Consider the following 17,607-nt stretch of genomic DNA (forward strand, 5'->3'; position numbering starts at 1 on the left):
CTTCACGTCTCAGACGACGGGCGGCCCTCGCTTCTATGTCGTCGGCGGAGAATTTCTTTCCGGACCTGCCACAAGCCCCGGCACAGGAGCACCTCACCACGGCCGGTCAGGACCACCGCCCTCGCGGCGGCTCTCGGCCACCCGTCTCACGTCCCGCAACGACTCACTCAGCCGGGCAGCCAGAAAGTGCAGTTCGCCGTATGTCACCCGGCGGTCCGCCAGCATCTCCGCCGCATGGTCGAGCAAGTCGCCCGCCATGCCGAGCTGGACGCTCTCCACGGCGTCCGCGACGCGCGAAACCGGGCCGGTCCCGTCACCGATGACGTAGCAGGGCTTGCCCTCCGGCCCGGTCCAGGGCAGCAGCCTCACCCGGTCCGGCGGCGACCCGTTCATCCGCCCCACTCCCCCGTGCGGTTCCACCGATGCCCGATGTCCACCCCGCGCACGGCGAACCACACGGTGCGCCGCCGCGCCCGCTGCCGTCTCTCGTGCTCCACGAGATACGGGCGGACCAGTGCGCTGTCCTCGCCACACAGGGGGCGCTCGCCGACGCGGCGGGCGGTGAGGCCCGCGACGTAGCGGCACGAGTACGGGGTGGGCGGCGGGTGTTCACCGCCGCCGTCGCGTCGCGGCGGCAACGACGCCACCAACCATCCGAGAAGTCGTGTCATGAGCTCTGCTCTCCGGTCCACAGGGCCACAGCTCTCTGTGGCCAACCGCTCACAGAGTGAGGTCGCCACTGGCTAGGCTGCCAGTACCGGACGCTTGACAGCGCGCCCGTCAGGTTGGGGAGTTGGTCCTATGGAACACGGTCGCAGGCAGCGGACACCGCGCCCCTCGCGCATCCCGCGCACTCCGCGCGAGAAGTACGGGGAGGAGCTGAGACTGAGGCGGACCGCCGCCGAACTGACCCAGGAGGCCCTGGGCGAGCAGGTCGTGTGCTCGCCGACGCTGATCAGCCACTACGAGGCAGGCCGGCGGCTGCCGAGCCCGGACGACGCCCGGCGGATCGACCGGGCGCTGGGGACGGACGGGTTCTTCGCCCGCTGGCTGGAGGACCTGGAGACGAAGTACGCGGACCATTTCGCGGCGGTCGCGGAGCTCGAACAACAGGCCTGCCTGATCCAGCAGTTCGCTCTCTCGATCGTGCCCGGACTGCTCCAGACCGACGACTACGCCCGGGCGATCTTCCGTTCCTACCGCCCGAACCACCGGCCGGAGGAACTTGACCGAGCGGTCGTCATCCGAACAGAGCGTGCCCGAATCCTGGAGGGACTCTCGAAACCCGTCATGTGGACGCTGCTCGACGAGGCGGTGCTGCGCCGGCAGGTGGGCGGCCCTCGAACCATGGCAGATCAGTTGCACAAGATCGCGGACATGGCGGAGGCGGGACGGCTGCGCCTGCATGTCCTCCCCTTCGGCTCAGGCGCGCACGCGCTGATGGAGAGCCTGCTGACCCTCATGGACTTCGAGGACTCGGCCCCGATCGCCTATGTGGAAGGCCTGTTCACCGGCCGCCTGATGGACGAACCGGCCCTGGTGAGCGCCAGTCAGACCGCCTACGCTCTTGCGCTGAGCGACGCCTTGTCGCAGCAGGAGTCCCTGGCCCTGGTGAGGGCGGCAGCAGAGGAACACGAACATGGTCAGCAGTGAGCCCACCGTCCGCGACGCGTCCACGCTCGGCGGATGGTTCAAGTCGAGCTACAGCGGCGGTGGCCAGGGCGAGTGCCTCGAAGTCGCGCACGGCCACGCCGACGTCCCCGTACGGGACAGCAAGCGCGCGACCGGCCCCGCCGTGGTGTTCTCGGCGGGCGGCTGGTCGGCGTTCGTGACGGCGATCCGGAGCGGCGACCTGGCCGCGTGAGCGGCCCGGACACGGCGGCGCCTTTACGCCATCGCGCCCGAGGTACTTCGTTGCTCGCGAGAAGTTCCTCGTGACAGCATTTGTGCGTGCGTGACAACGGGGACGAAATACCGGAGCCTTCTCGGCTCTCCAGACTTTCGGAGTTGGCCGACCTTCCGGAGTGGACCGAGCCCGCCGAACCTGCCGACCCTGCCGGCCCGGGTGCTTCCGCGGCATCAGCGGAGCTGCCTGAGCAACCGGCATCGCTCGCGAGCGCGTCGGTCGTGGACGAGGCGGCTGCTGCGCGGCGTCGGTTCGCGCGGTTGCTGGGTGAATTCCGGCGTACGGCGGTGCTGGTGCCGTTCGATGCGCACGGGACTTTGTGGACGGCGGATTTCAACGGGGTGCGGTGGATCTGCGCGTTCTCCGACGAGGAGGCGCTGTCCCGGTTCGCCCGGGCCCAGGGGGGCGCGGGGCGTGAGTGGGAGTACCGCACGATCCTGGGTGCGCGGCTGCTGGATGTGATGGTGCCGATGCTGCCGGGGCCGGCGGGGGTCGCGTTGGATGCGGGCAGTGAGGAGGGCATGTTGTTCCCGCCGGTGGCGGGGATCGTGCCGGATGAGGTTGCGGTGGATCTCGGGGGGACGCGGTGAGTGGGGAGAACGCTGATCTGGTGGCGCCGCCGTCGGCTTTGGCGGAGATCGCGAAAGGTATCAATCTGGCGCATGCCGAGCTGAAGGAGCTCGGGATGATCGGTCAGGCGTCGGTCGGCCGCGGGTTTTCGGACCTTGCGTTGTCGGGCCTGGAGTTGGGTCACGGCGGGCTGACGGCCCAGTTCGAGACGTTCTGCAACCGGTGGGAGTGGGGAGTTCGGGCCCTGACCCTGAAGGGAAACGCGTTCGCTCAGGGGGTCCTACGTTGTTCGTGGGTTGGACGGGCCGTCGTAAGGTCCAGAGGCCCAGAGACACCGGGTGTGGCTTTCAGGGGGTTGCCCTCGATGGTTCCCGCCACCTGGCCGCCCGGTGTCTCACGACGACTCGGCCGCTGATTAGGAGCTGCGAGCCCCTGCGGGTGCATCGCTGAGTAGGACCACGCTGGCGAGGTCGTCCGGGAGGACAACGCATATCGAACGACCGGAGGAACAGGTGGCCCAGATCTGGGCGGGTACGGACATCGGCAAGACGCACCATCACTGCGTGGTCCTTGACGCCGAGGGCAAGCGGCTGCTGTCGCGGCGGGTGCTGAACGACGAGCCGGAGCTGCTGGCTCTGCTCGCCGATGTGCTGGCGATCGACGAGGACGTGGTGTGGGCGGTCGACGTCGCCGACGGCATGGCCACTCTGCTGATCAACGTGTTGCTCAACCACGGGCAGCAGCTCGTCTACATACCCGGCCTGGCGGTCAACCGGGCATCCGCCGGCTACCGGGGCGTGGGCAAGACTGACGCCAAGGACGCGACCGTCATCGCCGACCAGGCCCGGATGCGACGGGACCTGACGATCCTGCGGCCGGACGACGAACGGGCCGTCGAACTGCGGATCCTCACGGACCGCCGCGCCGACCTCAACGCGGACCGCACCCGCCGGATCAACCGCCTTCGTGGCCAACTCACCAGCATTTTCCCGGCGTTGGAACGCGTACTGGATCTCGGCAACGTCGGCCCGCTGATCCTCCTGACCGGCTACCAGACCCCGGCCGCCCTGCGCCGAACCGGCCGCAGCCGACTGGAGACCTGGCTCAGGAACCGCAAGGTCCGCAGCGCCGAAGCCCTCGCCGAGGCCGCCCTCGAAGCTGCCGGGCGCCAGCACACCGCCGTCCCCGGGGAGAAGATCACCGCCCAGGTGATCCACACCCTGGCGAAGGAGGTGATGAGCCTCAACGAGCAGATCGCCGAGATCGACAAGCTCATTGCGGCCCGGTTTCGCGAACACGAGCTCGCCGAAGTGATCTCCAGCATGCCCGGCATCGGCCCCCTCCTGGGCGCCGAGTTCCTTGCCGCCACCGCGGGCGACATGAGCCGCTTCGGCAGCTCCGACCGCCTGGCCAGCTTCGGAGGCGTGGCTCCGGTGCCCCGGGACTCCGGCAACGTCAGCGGCAACCTGCATCGCCCCCGGCGTTACCACCGCGGCCTGCAGCGCGTCTTCTACACCTCCGCGCTGATCAGCATCCGCAACTGCGACGCGTCCCGCCGCTTCTACGAACGCAAACGCTCCGAAGGCAAGCGGCATACGCAGGCGGTCCTCGCCCTGGCCCGCCGACGGGTCAACGTCCTGTGGGCCCTGATCCGTGACGGACGGTGTTTCCAACGCGAACTCCCGGTCACAGTCCCGGCTTGACAACATCATTAGGAGGTGGGGTTGTCCGCGGGCTCGTTCGCCGAGCAGGAGCAGTACGTCAAGGACTCCATCAAGATCGGTGTGAACTCGCTGAACGGCAACCCGCATCTGTCCGAGGACGAGGTCAAGCAGATGAGTTGGGACACGATCAGCACCCAGTCCCCGATCGACAACGCGGACTACAGCCTGGAGTCGATGGCGCAGGCACACGGCGAGGTCAAGCAGACCTGGGCCAACACCACATATGACGTGATGGACGCGCAGAACGATGCCCTGGAGCGTGCGGGGATCATCGATCCGGTCGTGCGGGAGCGGATGGACGAACAGATCAGGCAGGATCTCGATCCGGATCAGGCCACGGTCGACCAGGCTGAGCAGCCGCGGTGGGGGGAGAGTCGCTGATGGGTGGTCTGGGGGATCTGACCGACAAACTGGTCGACGGTTTCGACAAGGGGATCGACAAGGGCAAGGAACTGGTCGGCGAAGGTGTCGACTGGACGACGGACAAGGTTGGCGCGGGTCTGGAGAAGGTCGGCGCGGACGACTGGGCGGACGCGGTCGAGGACTGGGGTGATGAGACCGCGTCCTCAATGGGCGCGGAGGTGGGTGAGCAGCAGCTCGGCCAGAGTGAGGAGGCCGATGAGCTGATCCACGGCCGGCCGGAGAAGATCGCTGCGACGGTGAAGAACCTGCGCGATTTCCAGAAGGCGTTCGATCTGGTCGGCGGGGGGATGAAGAAGCTGGACTCCGGCCGCTGGAAGGGTGAGGCCGCCGACACCTTTAGGGAGAAGTTTTCCACTCTGCCCACGGACTGGCTGCGCGCGGCGGACGCGTTCGAGGACGCGGCCAAGGCACTGGAGACCTACTCGAAGGCGGTCACCGGCGCGCAGAGCAAGGCCAAGGAGGCGATCGCCCTCTACAAGGAGGGCGAGGCCGACTCCAAGACGGCGGTCGACGCGTACAACAAGAAGGTCGACGCCTACAACGCCGCCCGCAACGGGGACAGTCCGCTCCCGCACCCCGGTCAGTTCTCCGACCCGGGCAAGGCCAAGCGCGCCCGAGCCCGGGAGATCCTCGCCGATGCGCGCAAGGCACGTAACGAGGCGGGGGAAACCGCGAAGAGTGCGGTCACGGCGGCCATGGCGCATGCCCCGCAGGAGCCCACCGGGCGGGAGAAGCTCAAACTCGAGTTCCTGGATCACCAACTGGCTCAGAGTGTGGAGGTCATGCACCTGGCCGGCGGCGTGGTCAAGGGCGCAGCGGGCATCGTGAACTTCGTCCGCTCCATCGCCCCGATCGACCCGTACAACCTGACCCACCCGGCCGAGTACTACAAGGGCGTCAACATGACGCTCGCCGGCATCGCCTCCACCGCCGCCAACCCCGACCGGGCCTTGAAAAACGCCTGGGACGCCGCCAAGGGCGACCCGTCCGAATTCATCGGCCGCCTCATCCCCGAACTCCTCGGAACCAAAGGCGCAGGCGCAGCCAAGGGCCTGGTGACCGCGGGCAAGCACCTCCCCGACGGCCACAAGCCCGGAGGCGCCCGAGGAGATCACGACCGGGATCCCGACAGCGGTGGCAAGAAGTGCACGGACACCAAGTGCGACGGAGACCCGGTCGACGTTGCGACCGGCCGGATGCTCCTGCCCCAGACCGACATCGCCCTTCCCGGCTCCCTGCCCCTGCTTTTCCGGCGCACGCATGACTCCTCGCACCGCTCCGGCCGCTGGTTCGGCCCCACCTGGTCGTCCACCGTCGACCAGAGACTGGACATCGACTCCGAGGGAATCGTGTTCAGCTGCGCCGAAGGCAGCCTGCTCGCCTACCCGCACCCGGCCCCCGGGGTGCCGGTCATGCCCACCCACGGACGGCGCTGGCCGCTGGACCGCGTCGACGGCGGCTACACGATCACCGACCCCGACACCGGACAGGTCTGGCACTTCACCGACCACACCCCGGAACTCGCGCTCCTCGCCCAGATCGACGACCGCAACGGCCGCTGGATCACCTTCGAACACGATGAGACCGGCGCCCCGACCTCGATCGTCCACCACGGCGGCTACCACCTGAAGCTGACCACGAGCAACGGCCGAATCACGGCCCTTCACCTCGTGGGCGCGGCGAGGGACGGCTCCGACCAAGAGATCCTCCGATACGACTATTCCGACGGACATCTCACCGAAGTGACCAACTCCTCTGGTCGGCCGCTGCGCTTCGGCTGCGACGAACACGGCCGCATCACCTCGTGGACCGACACCAACGGCAGCCACTACGACTACGTCTACGACGACCAGGACCGCTGCGTATACCAGAGCGGCACCAACGGTCACGTCGAATCCCGCTTCTCCTGGGACGACACCGACCCAGAAACCGGCCTGCGGATGACGTCCATCACCGACGGCCTCGACCACACCAAGCGCTACGTGATCAACAAGCGTTCCCAAGTCGTTGCCGAAATTGACGCGTTGGGGGCGATCACCCGCTTCGAGTACGACCGCTACAACCGACTGCTGGCGCGGACGAATCCGCTGGGCCACATCAGCCGCTTCTCCTATGGAGAGCACGGCCGCATCACGGTGCTGGAGCGTCCGGACGGACGGCAGGCGCGGGCCGAGTACGACGACAACGGGATGCCGATACGCCTCGTCGGCACCGATGGGAACGTCACACGCCAGACCTTCGACGAGCGCGGCAACCGCACCTCTGTGACCGATCCCTCGGGCGCGACGACGGAGTTCGAGTACGACGAGGCCAGCCGGCTCACCGCGGTGACGGACCCGCTCGGCGCCACCACCCGTCTCATCCTGGACCGTCGGGGTCTTCCCTTCGAGGTCACCGATCCGTTGGGTGCCACGACCCGCTACGAACACGATGCCTTCGGCCGTACGGTGCGGATCACCGACCCCCTCGGCGCAGAGACGAGACTGGAGTGGACGGTCGAGGGCCGGCTGTCCCGGCGCACTGCACCCGACGGCACGGTGGAGTCCTGGACGTACGACGGCGAGGGCAACTGCCTCAGCCACACGGACGCGATGGGCGGCACCACCCGCTTCACATACACGGACTTCGACCTGCTGACGGCACGCACAGGCCCGGACGGAGTCCGCCACAAGTTTTCCCACGACACCAACCTGCGGCTGACGCGGGTGACCAACCCACAGGGCCTGACGTGGGACTACGCCTACGACGCGGCAGGCCGACTGGTCACGGAGACGGACTTCGACGGCCGGGCGCTGAGCTACGACTACGACGCGGCGGGCCGTCTGGTCTCCCGGGCGAACGGCCTCGGGCAGACGATCAGGCTCGACCGCGACACCCTCGGTCGGATCGTCCGCAAGGACGCCGCGGGGGCGGTCAGCACCTACGAGTACGACATCTTCGACCAACTGGCGGCGGCGACCGGCCCGGACGCGACCCTTGTCCGTCTCCGGGACCGCTTCGGCCGCCTGAAGTCGGAGACAGTGAACGGCCGCAGGCTCTCCCTGACCCATGACAAGGCGGGTCGCCGAACGGGGCGGACCACTCCGGGCGGGGCAGTGAGCTCATGGTCGTACGACGTGTCGGGCCGAAGAACGGAACTCACCACTTCAGGCCGCACACTCGCCTTCGGATACGACGCAACGGGTCGCGAAACGTCTCGTACGGTCGGCGACTTCGCGTCCCTGATCTCGATGTTCGATGTGATGGGCCGTCTTACCACCCAGGAGGTCACCGGCGGCCGGGGCCACCACCTCCAGCACCGTGCCTATGCCTACCGCCCCGACGGCAACCTCGTCTCCCTCACGGACGAACTCTCCGGCCCCCGGCGCTTCGACCTGGATGCGGCGGGCCGCGTCTCTGCTGTCCATGCAAACGGCTGGAGCGAGCAGTACGCGTACGACGAGGCGGGAAACCAGACGGAGGCGTCCTGGCCGTCGACCCATCCGTCCCACGATGCAACGGGTTCGCGGACGTACCAGGGCACCCGCATCACCCACGCGGGCGCGGTCCGCTACGAACACGATGCCCAGGGCCGCGTCACACTCCGCCAACGAACTCGCCTCTCTCGGAAGCCGGACACCTGGCGCTACACATGGGACGTCGAGGACCGCCTGAGCTCCGTCACCACCCCGGATGGCACGGTCTGGCGGTACCTGTACGACCCCCTGGGTCGCCGAATATCGAAGAAATCCCCGCTGGAAACCGTCCACTTCACCTGGGACGGCACGACCCTCTGCGAACAGACGGCGGGCGAGATCACCCTCACCTGGGACCACGCGGGCCTACGCCCCCTGACCCAGACGGAACGCCGGGCCGACACCACCGACGACCGCTTCTTCGCCATCGTGACGGACCTGATCGGCACCCCGACGGAACTTGTCGACGAGTCGGGCGAGCTTGCCTGGCGGACCCGCACCACCCTCTGGGGCACGACCACATGGACCCGCGACGCCACGGCATACACCCCGCTCCGCTTTCCGGGCCAGTACTTCGACCCGGAGTCGGGTCTCCACTACAACTACTTCCGCTACTACGACCCGGAATCGTCCCGCTACCTCAGCCCGGACCCGCTGGGCCTCGCCCCGGCTCCGAATCCGGCAACATACGTCCACAACCCGCATAGGTGGAGCGACCCGCTCGGGCTTTCACCGTGCCCGGAAGAGCGCGGAAAATACGACTTCCGGCAGCCCAACCCTGATTTTCCGCCCGACCCGGCCGCCGTAGACGCCATGAGGTCGGCCCCGCGCGGCGGAAACATCGACTGTTCGGAAATCGCGGAGCGAATACTCGAGGGCTCTAGCGGCAACGGGAAGATCATCAATTTTACTCTCCGGGAAAGCGGCGAAATCAATATCCCCGAGAACATGGGCTCACAGGTGACTGAGTACCGGTATCATGATGTATATACGGACGGAAAGTACGTATACGACCCGGCAATGAGCAGCGATCCCATTCCCTTCGGGGACTATGAACGTGCGATTCGACTGAATAACCCCGATAAGAAATTGATCGTTGGCAGCGGAGGCTACGACGGCCCCCTTTGGTGACGAAAAGAAAGGCATCGGATCCATGTCGACACGTTTCCGTGTGGCGGGCGAGACCCTCAGACGTCTGGGGGCCTTGGAGTGGCTCAAGCTCAGCGCGGGGTCTCACCCGGACCACGGTCACCTTCAAGTTCCCTACATCGGCTGGCGGTTCGCTGAGCCGAGCGACGAGAAGCTCCGGACCATCGAAGACGCCGTCCGAACGACCCCGACTCAGGTGGACTGGGATGTGGACACCTCCCGGCGGAATTGGCTTCTCGCACCGGCACGCCTTCTAGGGGACGGTGCGAACCCAGCAGCCTCACCGGCCTTCGACGAACGCGTTGAGGCGGCGACCCGGGATCAGGGTTTCTGCGCACAGGCCTTGACTGACCTCGACGCGATCATGCGGACCCTGGGCGAGCTCACCGCCGTGCAAGAGGACCCGCACGGGGACTGAGCTGTTACTGCCGCTGATCCATGGCCCACCGCCCGTTCGCGCGGGCGGGCGATACGCCGGTGAGGTCCAGGTCGACTGCCTCCATGATCGGGCGGCCGTCGGTCGGCTTCTCCAGGGCCTTTTCCACCCGTTTGCGCAGCTGGGTGTTCAGTTCGCGCAGGCGGCCTCTTCCAGCTCCGTCGGGGCCCCATCAGCAGGCCCTGCGCGTTGCAGTTGAGTGGGAAGGCGATCGGCTCGCGGATGTTCGGCTCATCGGCCAGGAACATGGCGCATTCGCCAGCGTCCGCCGCTTCGGCACGGATTCGACCGGCCGCGTCACGACCGACCCTGCGCGGGGCCGGAGACGGAAGCCTCCCGGCCGGCCACCCACCATCCCCTACGCGGCGGGCACGCGCGCGCCTATCAAGGCACTCGGATTGGCTGCCCACTTGGACGTAGAATTTCTCTCGCCACAAAAAATCTGGCTCGCACCACCTCGAACCGGAATCTACTGAAAGGATCTGGCTTGGCTTTCTTTCGGGGCGTCTCTGCACGCCGCTAAAACTAGAGACGCACATCTCGATGGAGTAGTTATCGCGATTCACTCTTTTCGATTCCCACTGGCAGACCACAGACCCGAAGTGGCGTCTCTGGCGATAGAGGATGGATCAGGTAGGAACTTCGCCTATCCGAGACAGGAGTCAAGGCGGAATTCAACAGCGACCGGACCTACTCTTTCCATTGGGGTATTGAGACATCCCCCTCACTGATTCGTGAGCCGGAACAGACGTGTTCGGCCGGCCGGGAGCCAAGGGACGACGCACCGTGATTCGCGCGAACAGCTTCCGGCCCGCCACGCGGCCGATCAGGGTGCGCGCAGCCCCGCCCGCCAGCGCGGGAAGCGCGGAGGGCGGGGACCGTGGCCACGGGCGGGCGGGGCGAAGCGCCCCTCAATCCGAGTACCTCGAACCATGAACCCACCGACAGACCGGAGCATCCAAACGGAAGAGGGCACTCGCACGCCGTCGAGCCGGTGACTCGGCTCAGGACACAGGCGGCAGTCCGGCTGGAAGCCGGTTCAGAACACCTCCCGCACGAACCTCCTTGCCGTCTCCTCCAGCACCTCCACCCCGTCCCGCGCCCACAGCTCGTCGTTGAACAGCTCCACCTCGATGAAGCCCGTCCAACCCGCCGCCTCCACCCGCTGCCGCCACCCGCGCATGTCGATCGCGCCGTCGCCGAGCTGGCCGCGGCCGTTGAGGACGCCGGCGGGCAACGGGGTCGTCCAGTCGGCCAGTTGGAAGGAGAGGATGCGTCCGGACGCGCCCGCCCGGTCGACCGCTTCCGGGGCCCGGTCGTCCCACCAGATGTGGTAGGTGTCGACGACCACGCCCACCTGGTCCGCGGGGAAGCGTTCCGCGAGGTCCAGGGCCTGGTCGAGGGTGGAGACGACGCAGCGGTCCGAGGCGAACATCGGATGCAGGGGCTCGACGGCGAGGCGGACCCCGCGTTCGGCCGCGTAGGGCGCGAGTGCGGCGAGCGCGTCCGCGATGCGCTCGCGGGCCGCTGCCAGGTCCCTGCTGCCGGGCGGGAGACCGCCGGAGACCAGCACCAGCGTGTCCGTGCCCAGGGTCGCCGCCTCGTCGATCGCGGCGCGGTTGTCGTCCAGGGCGCGGGCCCGGTCGGTCTCGTCGATCGCGGTGAGGAAGCCGCCGCGGCACAGGGAGGTGACCTCCAGCCCCGCGTCCCGTACGAGCTTGGCCGTGGCGTCGAGCCCGTACGCGGCGACCGGTTCGCGCCACAGGCCCACGGCGGGGACGCCGAGCCGGACGCACGCCTCGGCCAGTTCGGGCAGCGACAGCTGTTTGACCGTCATCTGGTTGATGCTGAAGCGCGTCAGGTCAGGGCTCACTTCGGGACTCCGTACACGTCGAGCAGGGACTTCATACGGGACTCGGCCAGCGCCGGGTCCGGGAACAGGCCGAGCCCGTCGGCGAGTTCGTACGCGCGCGCCAGGTGCGGCAGGGAGCGCGCCGACTGGAGTCCGCCGACCATCGTGAAGTGGGACTGGTGGCCGGACAGCCAGGCGAGGAACACGACGCCCGTCTTGTAGAAGCGTGTCGGCGCCTGGAAGAGATGGCGGGACAGTTCGACGGTCGGGTCGAGGAGCTTGCGGAAGCCCGCCGTGTCGCCCGTGTCCAGGACGCGTACGGCGTCCGCCGCCAGGGGGCCCAGCGGGTCGAAGATGCCGAGCAGGGCGTGGCTGAACCCGTGGTCGTCACCCGCGATCAGCTCCGGATAGTTGAAGTCGTCGCCGGTGTAGCAGCGCACTCCCTGGGGCAGGCGGCGGCGCAGCTCGACCTCTCTGCGCGCGTCCAGGAGCGAAACCTTGATGCCGTCGACTTTGTCCGGGTGGGCCGCGATGACCTCCAGGAAGGTCTCCGTGGCCGTGTCCAGGTCGGGCGAGCCCCAGTAGCCGTCGAGCGCCGGGTCGAACATCGGGCCGAGCCAGTGCAGGATCACGGGTTCCGACGCCTGGCGCAGCAGGTGGCCGTAGACGTCCAGGTAGTCGTCGGTGGATGCCGCGGCGGCGGCCAGTGCCCGTGAGGCCATGAGGATCGCCTGCGCGCCGGTGGACTCGACCAGGGCGAGCTGTTCCTCGTAGGCGTCGCGCACGTCGTCGACGGATGCCGGGCCGGTCAGCTGGTCGGTGCCCACGCCACAGGCGATGGCGCCGCCGACGGCCTTCGCCTCCGCCGCCGAGCGCCGGATCAGCTCGGCCGCGCACGCCCAGTCCAGGCCCATTCCGCGCTGCGCCGTGTCCATGGCCTCCGCCACGCCGAGCCCGTGCGACCACAGGTGGCGGCGGAAGGCGAGCGTGGCGTCCCAGTCGACGGCGGCGGGAGAGTCGGGGCCGGTGTCGGCGTACGGGTCGGCCACCACATGGGCGGCGGAGAAGACCGTACGGGAGGTGAGCGGGGCGATGGAGGTGAAGCCGAGGGGCTCGGCACGCGGCTCGTACGCGGCCAGGGAGCCGTCGGCGCGCGGGAGGCGGATCGTCACAGTGTCAGCTCCGGTACGTCGAAGCGCCGGCCCTCGGCGGAGCTGCGCAGGCCGAGTTCGGCGAGCTGCACGCCGCGCGCGCCCGCCAGCAGGTCCCAGTGGTACGGCTCGTCGAGCGCGACATGGCGCAGGAACAGCTCCCACTGGGCCTTGAAGCCGTTGTCGAACTCGGCGTTGTCCGGCACCTCCTGCCACTGGTCGCGGAACGACTCGGTGACGGGCAGATCCGGGTTCCAGACCGGCTTGGGCGTGGTGGAGCGGTGCTGGACGCGGCAGTTGCGCAGGCCGGCGACCGCCGAGCCGTGTGTGCCGTCGACCTGGAACTCGACGAGCTCGTCGCGGTTGACCCGTACCGTCCAGGAGGAGTTGATCTGGGCGACCGCGCCGCCCTCCAGCTGGAAGATGCCGTACGCGGCGTCGTCGGCGGTCGCCTCGTACGGCTTGCCCTGCTCGTCCCAGCGCTGCGGGACGTGCGTGGCGATGTGCGCGTTGACCGAGGTGACCCGGCCGAACAGCTCGTGCAGCACGTACTCCCAGTGCGGGAACATGTCGACGGTGATGCCGCCGCCGTCCTCGGCCCGGTAGTTCCAGCTCGGCCGCTGCGCCTCCTGCCAGTCGCCCTCGAAGACCCAGTAGCCGAACTCGCCGCGCACGGAGAGGATCCGGCCGAAGAAGCCGCCGTCGATGAGGCGCTTCAGCTTCAGCAGGCCCGGCAGGAAGATCTTGTCCTGGACGACGCCGTGCTTGATGCCCCTGCTCCCGGCGAGGCGGGCCAGCTCGAGGGCGCCGGCGAGATCGGTGGCGGTCGGCTTCTCGGTGTAGATGTGCTTGCCGGCCGCGATGGCCTTCTTCAGGGCCTCGACGCGGGCGGAGGTGACCTGCGCGTCGAAGTAGATGTCGATGCTCTCGTCGGCGAGGACGGCGTCGAGGTCGGTCGAGATCTCGGTCAGTCCGTGCTGTTCGGCGATCTCGCGCAGCGCGTGCTCGCGCCGTCCGACGAGCACCGGCTCCGGCCAGAGCACTTCGCCGCCGCCGAGGTCGAGACCGCCCTGCTCACGGATCGCGAGGACGGAGCGCACCAGGTGCTGGCGGTGGCCCATCCGCCCGGTGACGCCGTTCATGGCGATCCGCACTGTCCTGCGTGTCACGAAGTGCCTCCATGTTTCATCTCGGTTCTCCCGAGTTCCCTCGATATGAGCGTAGCAAGCGCTTTCTACGCGGTATGAAGCTAGCCTGCCGACAGCGGCCCGGACAAGGGGGCCGCTCCATCTCACGCGGAGGAAAGCGATGACAGTCACCCTGGCGGATGTGGCGGCCCGCGCCCGGGTGTCCCCGGCGACCGTCTCTCGCGTGTTGAACGGCAACTACCCGGTCGCCGCGTCCACGCGGGAGCGGGTACTGCGCGCGGTGGACGAGCTCGACTACGTCCTCAACGGCCCGGCGAGCTCGCTCGCCGCCGCGACGTCCGACCTCGTCGGCATCCTCGTCAACGACATCGCCGACCCCTTCTTCGGGATCATGGCCGGAGCGGCGCAGACCGAGATCGGCGGGCAGGAGGGCACGGGCCGGGCAGGCGGCGAGAAACTTGCCGTCGTCTGCAACACCGGTGGTTCACCCGAACGTGAGCTCACCTATCTCACCCTCCTGCAGCGTCAGCGCGCCGCGGCCGTCATCCTCACCGGCGGTGCGCTGGAGGACCCTGGCCACATCGAGGCCATGACTGTGAAACTCGGCAGGCTTGCCGACGCCGGGACGCGGATCGTGCTGTGCGGACGCCCGCCGCTGCCCGGCAGCGACGCGATCGTCGCCTCGCTCGCCTTCGACAACCGCGGCGGCGGGCGGCGGCTCACCGAGCACCTGCTCGCGCTCGGCCACCGGCGCATCGGCTACGTCGCCGGCCCCGCGGAACGCACCACGACCCGCCACCGGCTGGAAGGCCACCGGGCGGCGATGGCGGCGGCGGGTCTCGGCGGGAACCCCGCCGAGGAGGAACGGCTCACGGTGCACGGGCCGTACGACCGCCGGTCCGGATACGACGCCACGCTCGAACTGCTGCGCAGAGAACCGGGGCTGACGGCGATCGTCGCCGCGAACGACACCGTCGCACTGGGCGCGTGCGCCGCGCTGCGGGACCAGGGCCTGCGGATACCCCAGGACATCTCCGTCGCGGGCTTCGACGACCTGCCCTTCTCCGTGGACGCGGTCCCGGCGCTCACGACGGTCCGCCTCCCCCTCTTCGAGGCGGGCGCCAGGGCAGGCCGCCTGGCCATGGACAACGAGACGCCCCCGCCGGGCGGTATCGCGACGATCGCGGCGGAACTGATGGCCCGGGACTCGACGGCGCCGCCGCGCGAGCGGTGACGAGCCGTACTACCGGTACGACAGATGCGACGGGTACACGCGTCGGCGCCCGGAGCGGCGGCAGCGGGCCCCTGCGGCGGGGCGGCGCCCCGGCGACCCCGGGCACCCCTGCGGGGGCGGCCACGGCCCGGGGCGAGGCCCGTGGCCTCGCGCGCCCCACGGGGACGGACGCGGCCCGGGATGTCGGGCAGCACTCAAGCGGTTGACCGCCAGCCCTGCGGCCAGGCCGTGGCCTCGCACCCTGCGGGCGCGGTTGCGGCCCGGCAGGGACCGCAGGACGCCGGCGAGTACGGCGCCCACGCAGTGACCACCGCGGCCTGCGCCTCGCCCGGCTCACGGTCGCGCCGGCACCTCCCGCCGACAGGAAGCGCCCGATCCGGCTCCCGGCTCCTGCACCGCACCACCACGTCGGCGGGAACCGGCGGAACGGCCGGCCGGCGAACGCAACCTCACCCGGGCGGCTCACGACCCGCACGGAGCCCCACCCGGCCCGCGGCGCACCGCACCACCGCGCCCGCGGGTCGGGAGGACCACCGGACGTCACCCCACCGGCTCAGACCCGCTCGCCGTCCCCCCGGCCAGAAGGCAGGCTGGAGCCCTTGCTCCGCAGGGACGGAGCCGGAAGAGAGACGGAGAACGGACATGGCCAACGCAACCCGAGGCTCCGGGCCCGCGCCGCACAGCGGGAGCGCCGGACGCGCCTGGGCGTCCGGCGGCACGGTGTTCGCCGGTGTGCTGCTGCTGGTGGAAGGCATCCTGGGCATCCTCGCCGGGATCGCAGCCATCGCGGGCGACGACGTGTACACCGTGGTCGGCGACTACGTCTTCGAGTTCCACCTCACCGCCTGGGGCTGGATCCACCTGATCCTGGGTGTCCTGCTGGCCGTCACCGGCTGGGGCATCCTCCAGGGCGCCGCCTGGGCACGCGGACTCGGCGTGGGGCTGGCCGCCCTGGCTGTCGTCTTCCAGTTCATGTGGCTGCCGTACCAGCCGATCTGGGCGGTCGTGTCCATCGCGATCGGCGTGTTCGTCATCTGGGCACTGTGCACCGATCGCGGCCGTACGTCCGCGCCCTGAGCCGGCGCCGCTCGGGCGATGGACCGCGCGGCCGGGGCGACGCGCCACGGCCGCGCCACCGCGCGCCCCGGGCGAGCCGGAGCGCGGAGTCGCCCGCGTCGGAGGGCCGGGCCGCCCCCGCCCGCCGCCCCCAGAGGAAGCCATGACGCGCGAGGCGGCGCCCGGCCCGTCCGCCGCCGGGTCCCACCGGCCGGGCCTCTGGCCGCCGCAGGCCCGCGCCCTCTTCCCGCTGGTGCTGCCCGCGCTGCTCGTCGGCGTCGGATCGAGTCTCGTGCTCCTCGGCGTCAGCAGGCTCGCCGAGCGGGTCCAGCACGTGCTCTGGAAGACGCTGCCCCACGGCCTGGGCGTCTCCGGCACCTCTGCGCTCTGGATCCTGTCGGTCCTCACCGCGGCCGGGCTCGCCGCGGGTCTGGTCGTATGGAAGTTCCCCGGCCGCACCGGGCCGGACCCCGCCACCCGAGGCCTGGTCGATCCGCCGCTGCCGGTCCGGGTCCTGCCGGGCGTCGTCATCGCCGTCGTCGTGACCCTGGCCGGCGGAGTGAGCCTGGGCCCAGAGAACCCGATCACCTCCGTCAACGTCGCGCTCGCCTGCGCGCTGGGCATCAAGGCCATGCCCCGCGCCCCTGCCTCCGTCTGGATCTCGCTCGCGGCCGCCGGCACCATCGGGGCACTGTTCGGCACGCCGGTCGCGGCCGCCCTCATCCTCTCCGAGATCTCGGGCGGGCCGGATCCACGGCCCTTGTGGGACCGGCTGTTCGCGCCGCTGATCGCGGCGGGCGCCGGCGCCCTGACGACCGTGCTGCTCGCCGGTCCGCTGCTGACGGTGCGCGTCACCCCGTACACGGGGCCGCGGTTGGTCGACGCCGTGTCCGCCACGGCCGTCGCCTCGGTCGCCGCGGTCGTCGGCCTGGCCGCGGTGTACGCCTTCCCGCTCGTGCACCGGATCTTCCACCGGCTGGGGCACCCGGTCCTCATGCTGACCTCGGGCGGTCTGGTGCTCGGCGGGCTGGGGGTGCTCGGCGGACCACTGACCCTCTTCAAGGGCCTGGAGGAAATGAAGGAGCTGACGGCCCATCCGGAGGAGCACGGTGCGGCGAACCTGCTGCTGCTCGCCCTGGTGAAACTTGCGGCGCTCGTCGTCGCCGCCTCCTGCGGCTTCCAGGGCGGCCGGATCTTCCCCGCGGTCTTCGTCGGGGTGGCGCTGGGCATGTTCGCCCACGCCCTCGTGGGCGCGGTGCCGATGGCCCTGGCGACTGCCGCCGCCGTGCTCGGGATGCTGGTCGCCGTCACACGGCAGGGCTGGCTGAGTCTGTTCATGGCCGCCGTCCTCGTCGGCGACATTCAATTGCTGCCGATGCTGTGCGTGGCGACCCTGCCCGCCTGGCTGATCGTCACCGGACGGCCGGAGATGCAAATTCGCGGCACGCCGGGCCCGGAGAAGGGTCTTGTGGGCAGCGGCGCCCCGGCGTAGCGTTGACTCAG

At 69.5% G+C, this 17,607-nt stretch carries 14 protein-coding genes and 3 pseudogenes; 11 read left to right on the forward strand and 6 right to left on the reverse strand.

All coding sequences use genetic code 11. The annotated features are described in order from the left end of the window. Positions 1–93: 93 nt before the first annotated feature. Together OGH68_RS12360 and OGH68_RS12365 are read right to left on the reverse strand one after the other, a co-directional pair. Positions 94–393, reverse strand: a complete 300-nt coding sequence (locus tag OGH68_RS12360) for a hypothetical protein (protein ID WP_264243435.1) — start codon at positions 391–393, stop codon at positions 94–96. Continuing rightward, positions 390–671, reverse strand: a complete 282-nt coding sequence (locus OGH68_RS12365) for a hypothetical protein (protein WP_264243436.1) — start codon at positions 669–671, stop codon at positions 390–392. The genes OGH68_RS12360 and OGH68_RS12365 overlap by 4 nt, the downstream gene beginning before the upstream one ends. A 130-nt stretch (positions 672–801) precedes the next feature. On the opposite strand from OGH68_RS12365, the gene OGH68_RS12370 reads away from it, so the two are divergent. The 8 genes and pseudogenes from OGH68_RS12370 (at position 802) to OGH68_RS12405 (ending at position 9,645) form a co-directional block, all read left to right on the forward strand. Beyond that, positions 802–1,653: a helix-turn-helix domain-containing protein gene (locus OGH68_RS12370; protein WP_264243437.1), complete on the forward strand. Its 852-nt coding sequence runs from the start codon at positions 802–804 to the stop codon at positions 1,651–1,653. Next, entirely contained in the window at positions 1,640–1,864 is a 225-nt protein-coding gene (locus OGH68_RS12375) for a DUF397 domain-containing protein (protein WP_264243438.1), read from the forward strand. The genes OGH68_RS12370 and OGH68_RS12375 overlap by 14 nt, the downstream gene beginning before the upstream one ends. 143 nt (positions 1,865–2,007) lie before the next feature. Then, positions 2,008–2,496: an SseB family protein gene (locus OGH68_RS12380; protein WP_413470973.1), complete on the forward strand. Its 489-nt coding sequence runs from the start codon at positions 2,008–2,010 to the stop codon at positions 2,494–2,496. Next, positions 2,493–2,756, forward strand: a pseudogene (locus tag OGH68_RS12385) (hypothetical protein); the annotation flags it as partial. The gene OGH68_RS12380 and the pseudogene OGH68_RS12385, both read left to right, overlap by 4 nt. Before the next feature lie 232 nt (positions 2,757–2,988). Beyond that, positions 2,989–4,179, forward strand: a complete 1,191-nt coding sequence (locus OGH68_RS12390; RefSeq protein ID WP_264241780.1) for an IS110 family transposase — start codon at positions 2,989–2,991, stop codon at positions 4,177–4,179. 15 nt (positions 4,180–4,194) lie between these two features. After that, a pseudogene (locus OGH68_RS12395) lies at positions 4,195–4,581 on the forward strand (hypothetical protein); the annotation flags it as partial. After that, positions 4,581–9,209 (forward strand): putative T7SS-secreted protein, encoded by a 4,629-nt coding sequence (locus OGH68_RS12400; protein ID WP_264243441.1) that lies wholly within the window; start codon positions 4,581–4,583, stop codon positions 9,207–9,209. The pseudogene OGH68_RS12395 and the gene OGH68_RS12400, both read left to right, overlap by 1 nt. A 22-nt stretch (positions 9,210–9,231) precedes the next feature. Beyond that, positions 9,232–9,645: a hypothetical protein gene (locus OGH68_RS12405; RefSeq protein WP_264243442.1), complete on the forward strand. Its 414-nt coding sequence runs from the start codon at positions 9,232–9,234 to the stop codon at positions 9,643–9,645. A 4-nt stretch (positions 9,646–9,649) separates the two neighbouring features. On the opposite strand, the pseudogene OGH68_RS12410 reads toward OGH68_RS12405, so the two are convergent. The 4 genes and pseudogenes from OGH68_RS12410 to OGH68_RS12425 form a co-directional block, all read right to left on the reverse strand. Next, positions 9,650–9,971: pseudogene (locus OGH68_RS12410) on the reverse strand (hypothetical protein); the annotation flags it as partial. 731 nt (positions 9,972–10,702) lie between these two features. Continuing rightward, complete coding sequence (locus tag OGH68_RS12415) at positions 10,703–11,500, reverse strand: sugar phosphate isomerase/epimerase family protein (RefSeq protein WP_264250047.1); 798 nt, start codon at positions 11,498–11,500, stop codon at positions 10,703–10,705. A gap of 32 nt (positions 11,501–11,532) precedes the next feature. Then, a complete protein-coding gene (locus OGH68_RS12420; protein ID WP_264243444.1) occupies positions 11,533–12,687 on the reverse strand; it encodes a dihydrodipicolinate synthase family protein in 1,155 nt (384 codons plus the stop codon). Continuing rightward, on the reverse strand, positions 12,684–13,835 hold the full coding sequence (locus OGH68_RS12425) for a Gfo/Idh/MocA family protein (protein ID WP_264243446.1): 1,152 nt from the start codon (positions 13,833–13,835) through the stop codon (positions 12,684–12,686). The genes OGH68_RS12420 and OGH68_RS12425 overlap by 4 nt, the downstream gene beginning before the upstream one ends. 139 nt (positions 13,836–13,974) lie before the next feature. On the opposite strand from OGH68_RS12425, the gene OGH68_RS12430 reads away from it, so the two are divergent. From OGH68_RS12430 to OGH68_RS12440, 3 genes are all read left to right on the forward strand, one after another. After that, positions 13,975–15,048: a LacI family DNA-binding transcriptional regulator gene (locus OGH68_RS12430; protein WP_264243449.1), complete on the forward strand. Its 1,074-nt coding sequence runs from the start codon at positions 13,975–13,977 to the stop codon at positions 15,046–15,048. A gap of 642 nt (positions 15,049–15,690) precedes the next feature. Next, positions 15,691–16,125 (forward strand): hypothetical protein, encoded by a 435-nt coding sequence (locus tag OGH68_RS12435; protein WP_264243450.1) that lies wholly within the window; start codon positions 15,691–15,693, stop codon positions 16,123–16,125. 142 nt (positions 16,126–16,267) lie between these two features. Next, positions 16,268–17,596: an ion channel protein gene (locus OGH68_RS12440; RefSeq protein WP_264243451.1), complete on the forward strand. Its 1,329-nt coding sequence runs from the start codon at positions 16,268–16,270 to the stop codon at positions 17,594–17,596. Positions 17,597–17,607 lie beyond the last annotated feature (11 nt).

This window comes from Streptomyces peucetius, assembly GCF_025854275.1.
Taxonomy (GTDB): domain Bacteria; phylum Actinomycetota; class Actinomycetes; order Streptomycetales; family Streptomycetaceae; genus Streptomyces; species Streptomyces peucetius_A.

Excerpts from the sequence above, each read along its gene's own strand:
- OGH68_RS12365 (WP_264243436.1), bottom strand. The coding sequence starts at position 671 with ATGACACGACTTCTCGGATGGTTGGTGGCGTCGTTGCCGCCGCGACGC.
- OGH68_RS12370 (WP_264243437.1), top strand. The coding sequence starts at position 802 with ATGGAACACGGTCGCAGGCAGCGGACACCGCGCCCCTCGCGCATCCCG.
- OGH68_RS12400 (WP_264243441.1), top strand. The coding sequence starts at position 4,581 with ATGGGTGGTCTGGGGGATCTGACCGACAAACTGGTCGACGGTTTCGAC.
- OGH68_RS12360 (WP_264243435.1), bottom strand. The coding sequence starts at position 393 with ATGAACGGGTCGCCGCCGGACCGGGTGAGGCTGCTGCCCTGGACCGGG.
- OGH68_RS12430 (WP_264243449.1), top strand. The coding sequence starts at position 13,975 with ATGACAGTCACCCTGGCGGATGTGGCGGCCCGCGCCCGGGTGTCCCCG.
- OGH68_RS12415 (WP_264250047.1), bottom strand. The coding sequence starts at position 11,500 with ATGACGGTCAAACAGCTGTCGCTGCCCGAACTGGCCGAGGCGTGCGTC.
- OGH68_RS12375 (WP_264243438.1), top strand. The coding sequence starts at position 1,640 with ATGGTCAGCAGTGAGCCCACCGTCCGCGACGCGTCCACGCTCGGCGGA.
- OGH68_RS12440 (WP_264243451.1), top strand. The coding sequence starts at position 16,268 with ATGACGCGCGAGGCGGCGCCCGGCCCGTCCGCCGCCGGGTCCCACCGG.
- OGH68_RS12405 (WP_264243442.1), top strand. The coding sequence starts at position 9,232 with ATGTCGACACGTTTCCGTGTGGCGGGCGAGACCCTCAGACGTCTGGGG.
- OGH68_RS12435 (WP_264243450.1), top strand. The coding sequence starts at position 15,691 with ATGGCCAACGCAACCCGAGGCTCCGGGCCCGCGCCGCACAGCGGGAGC.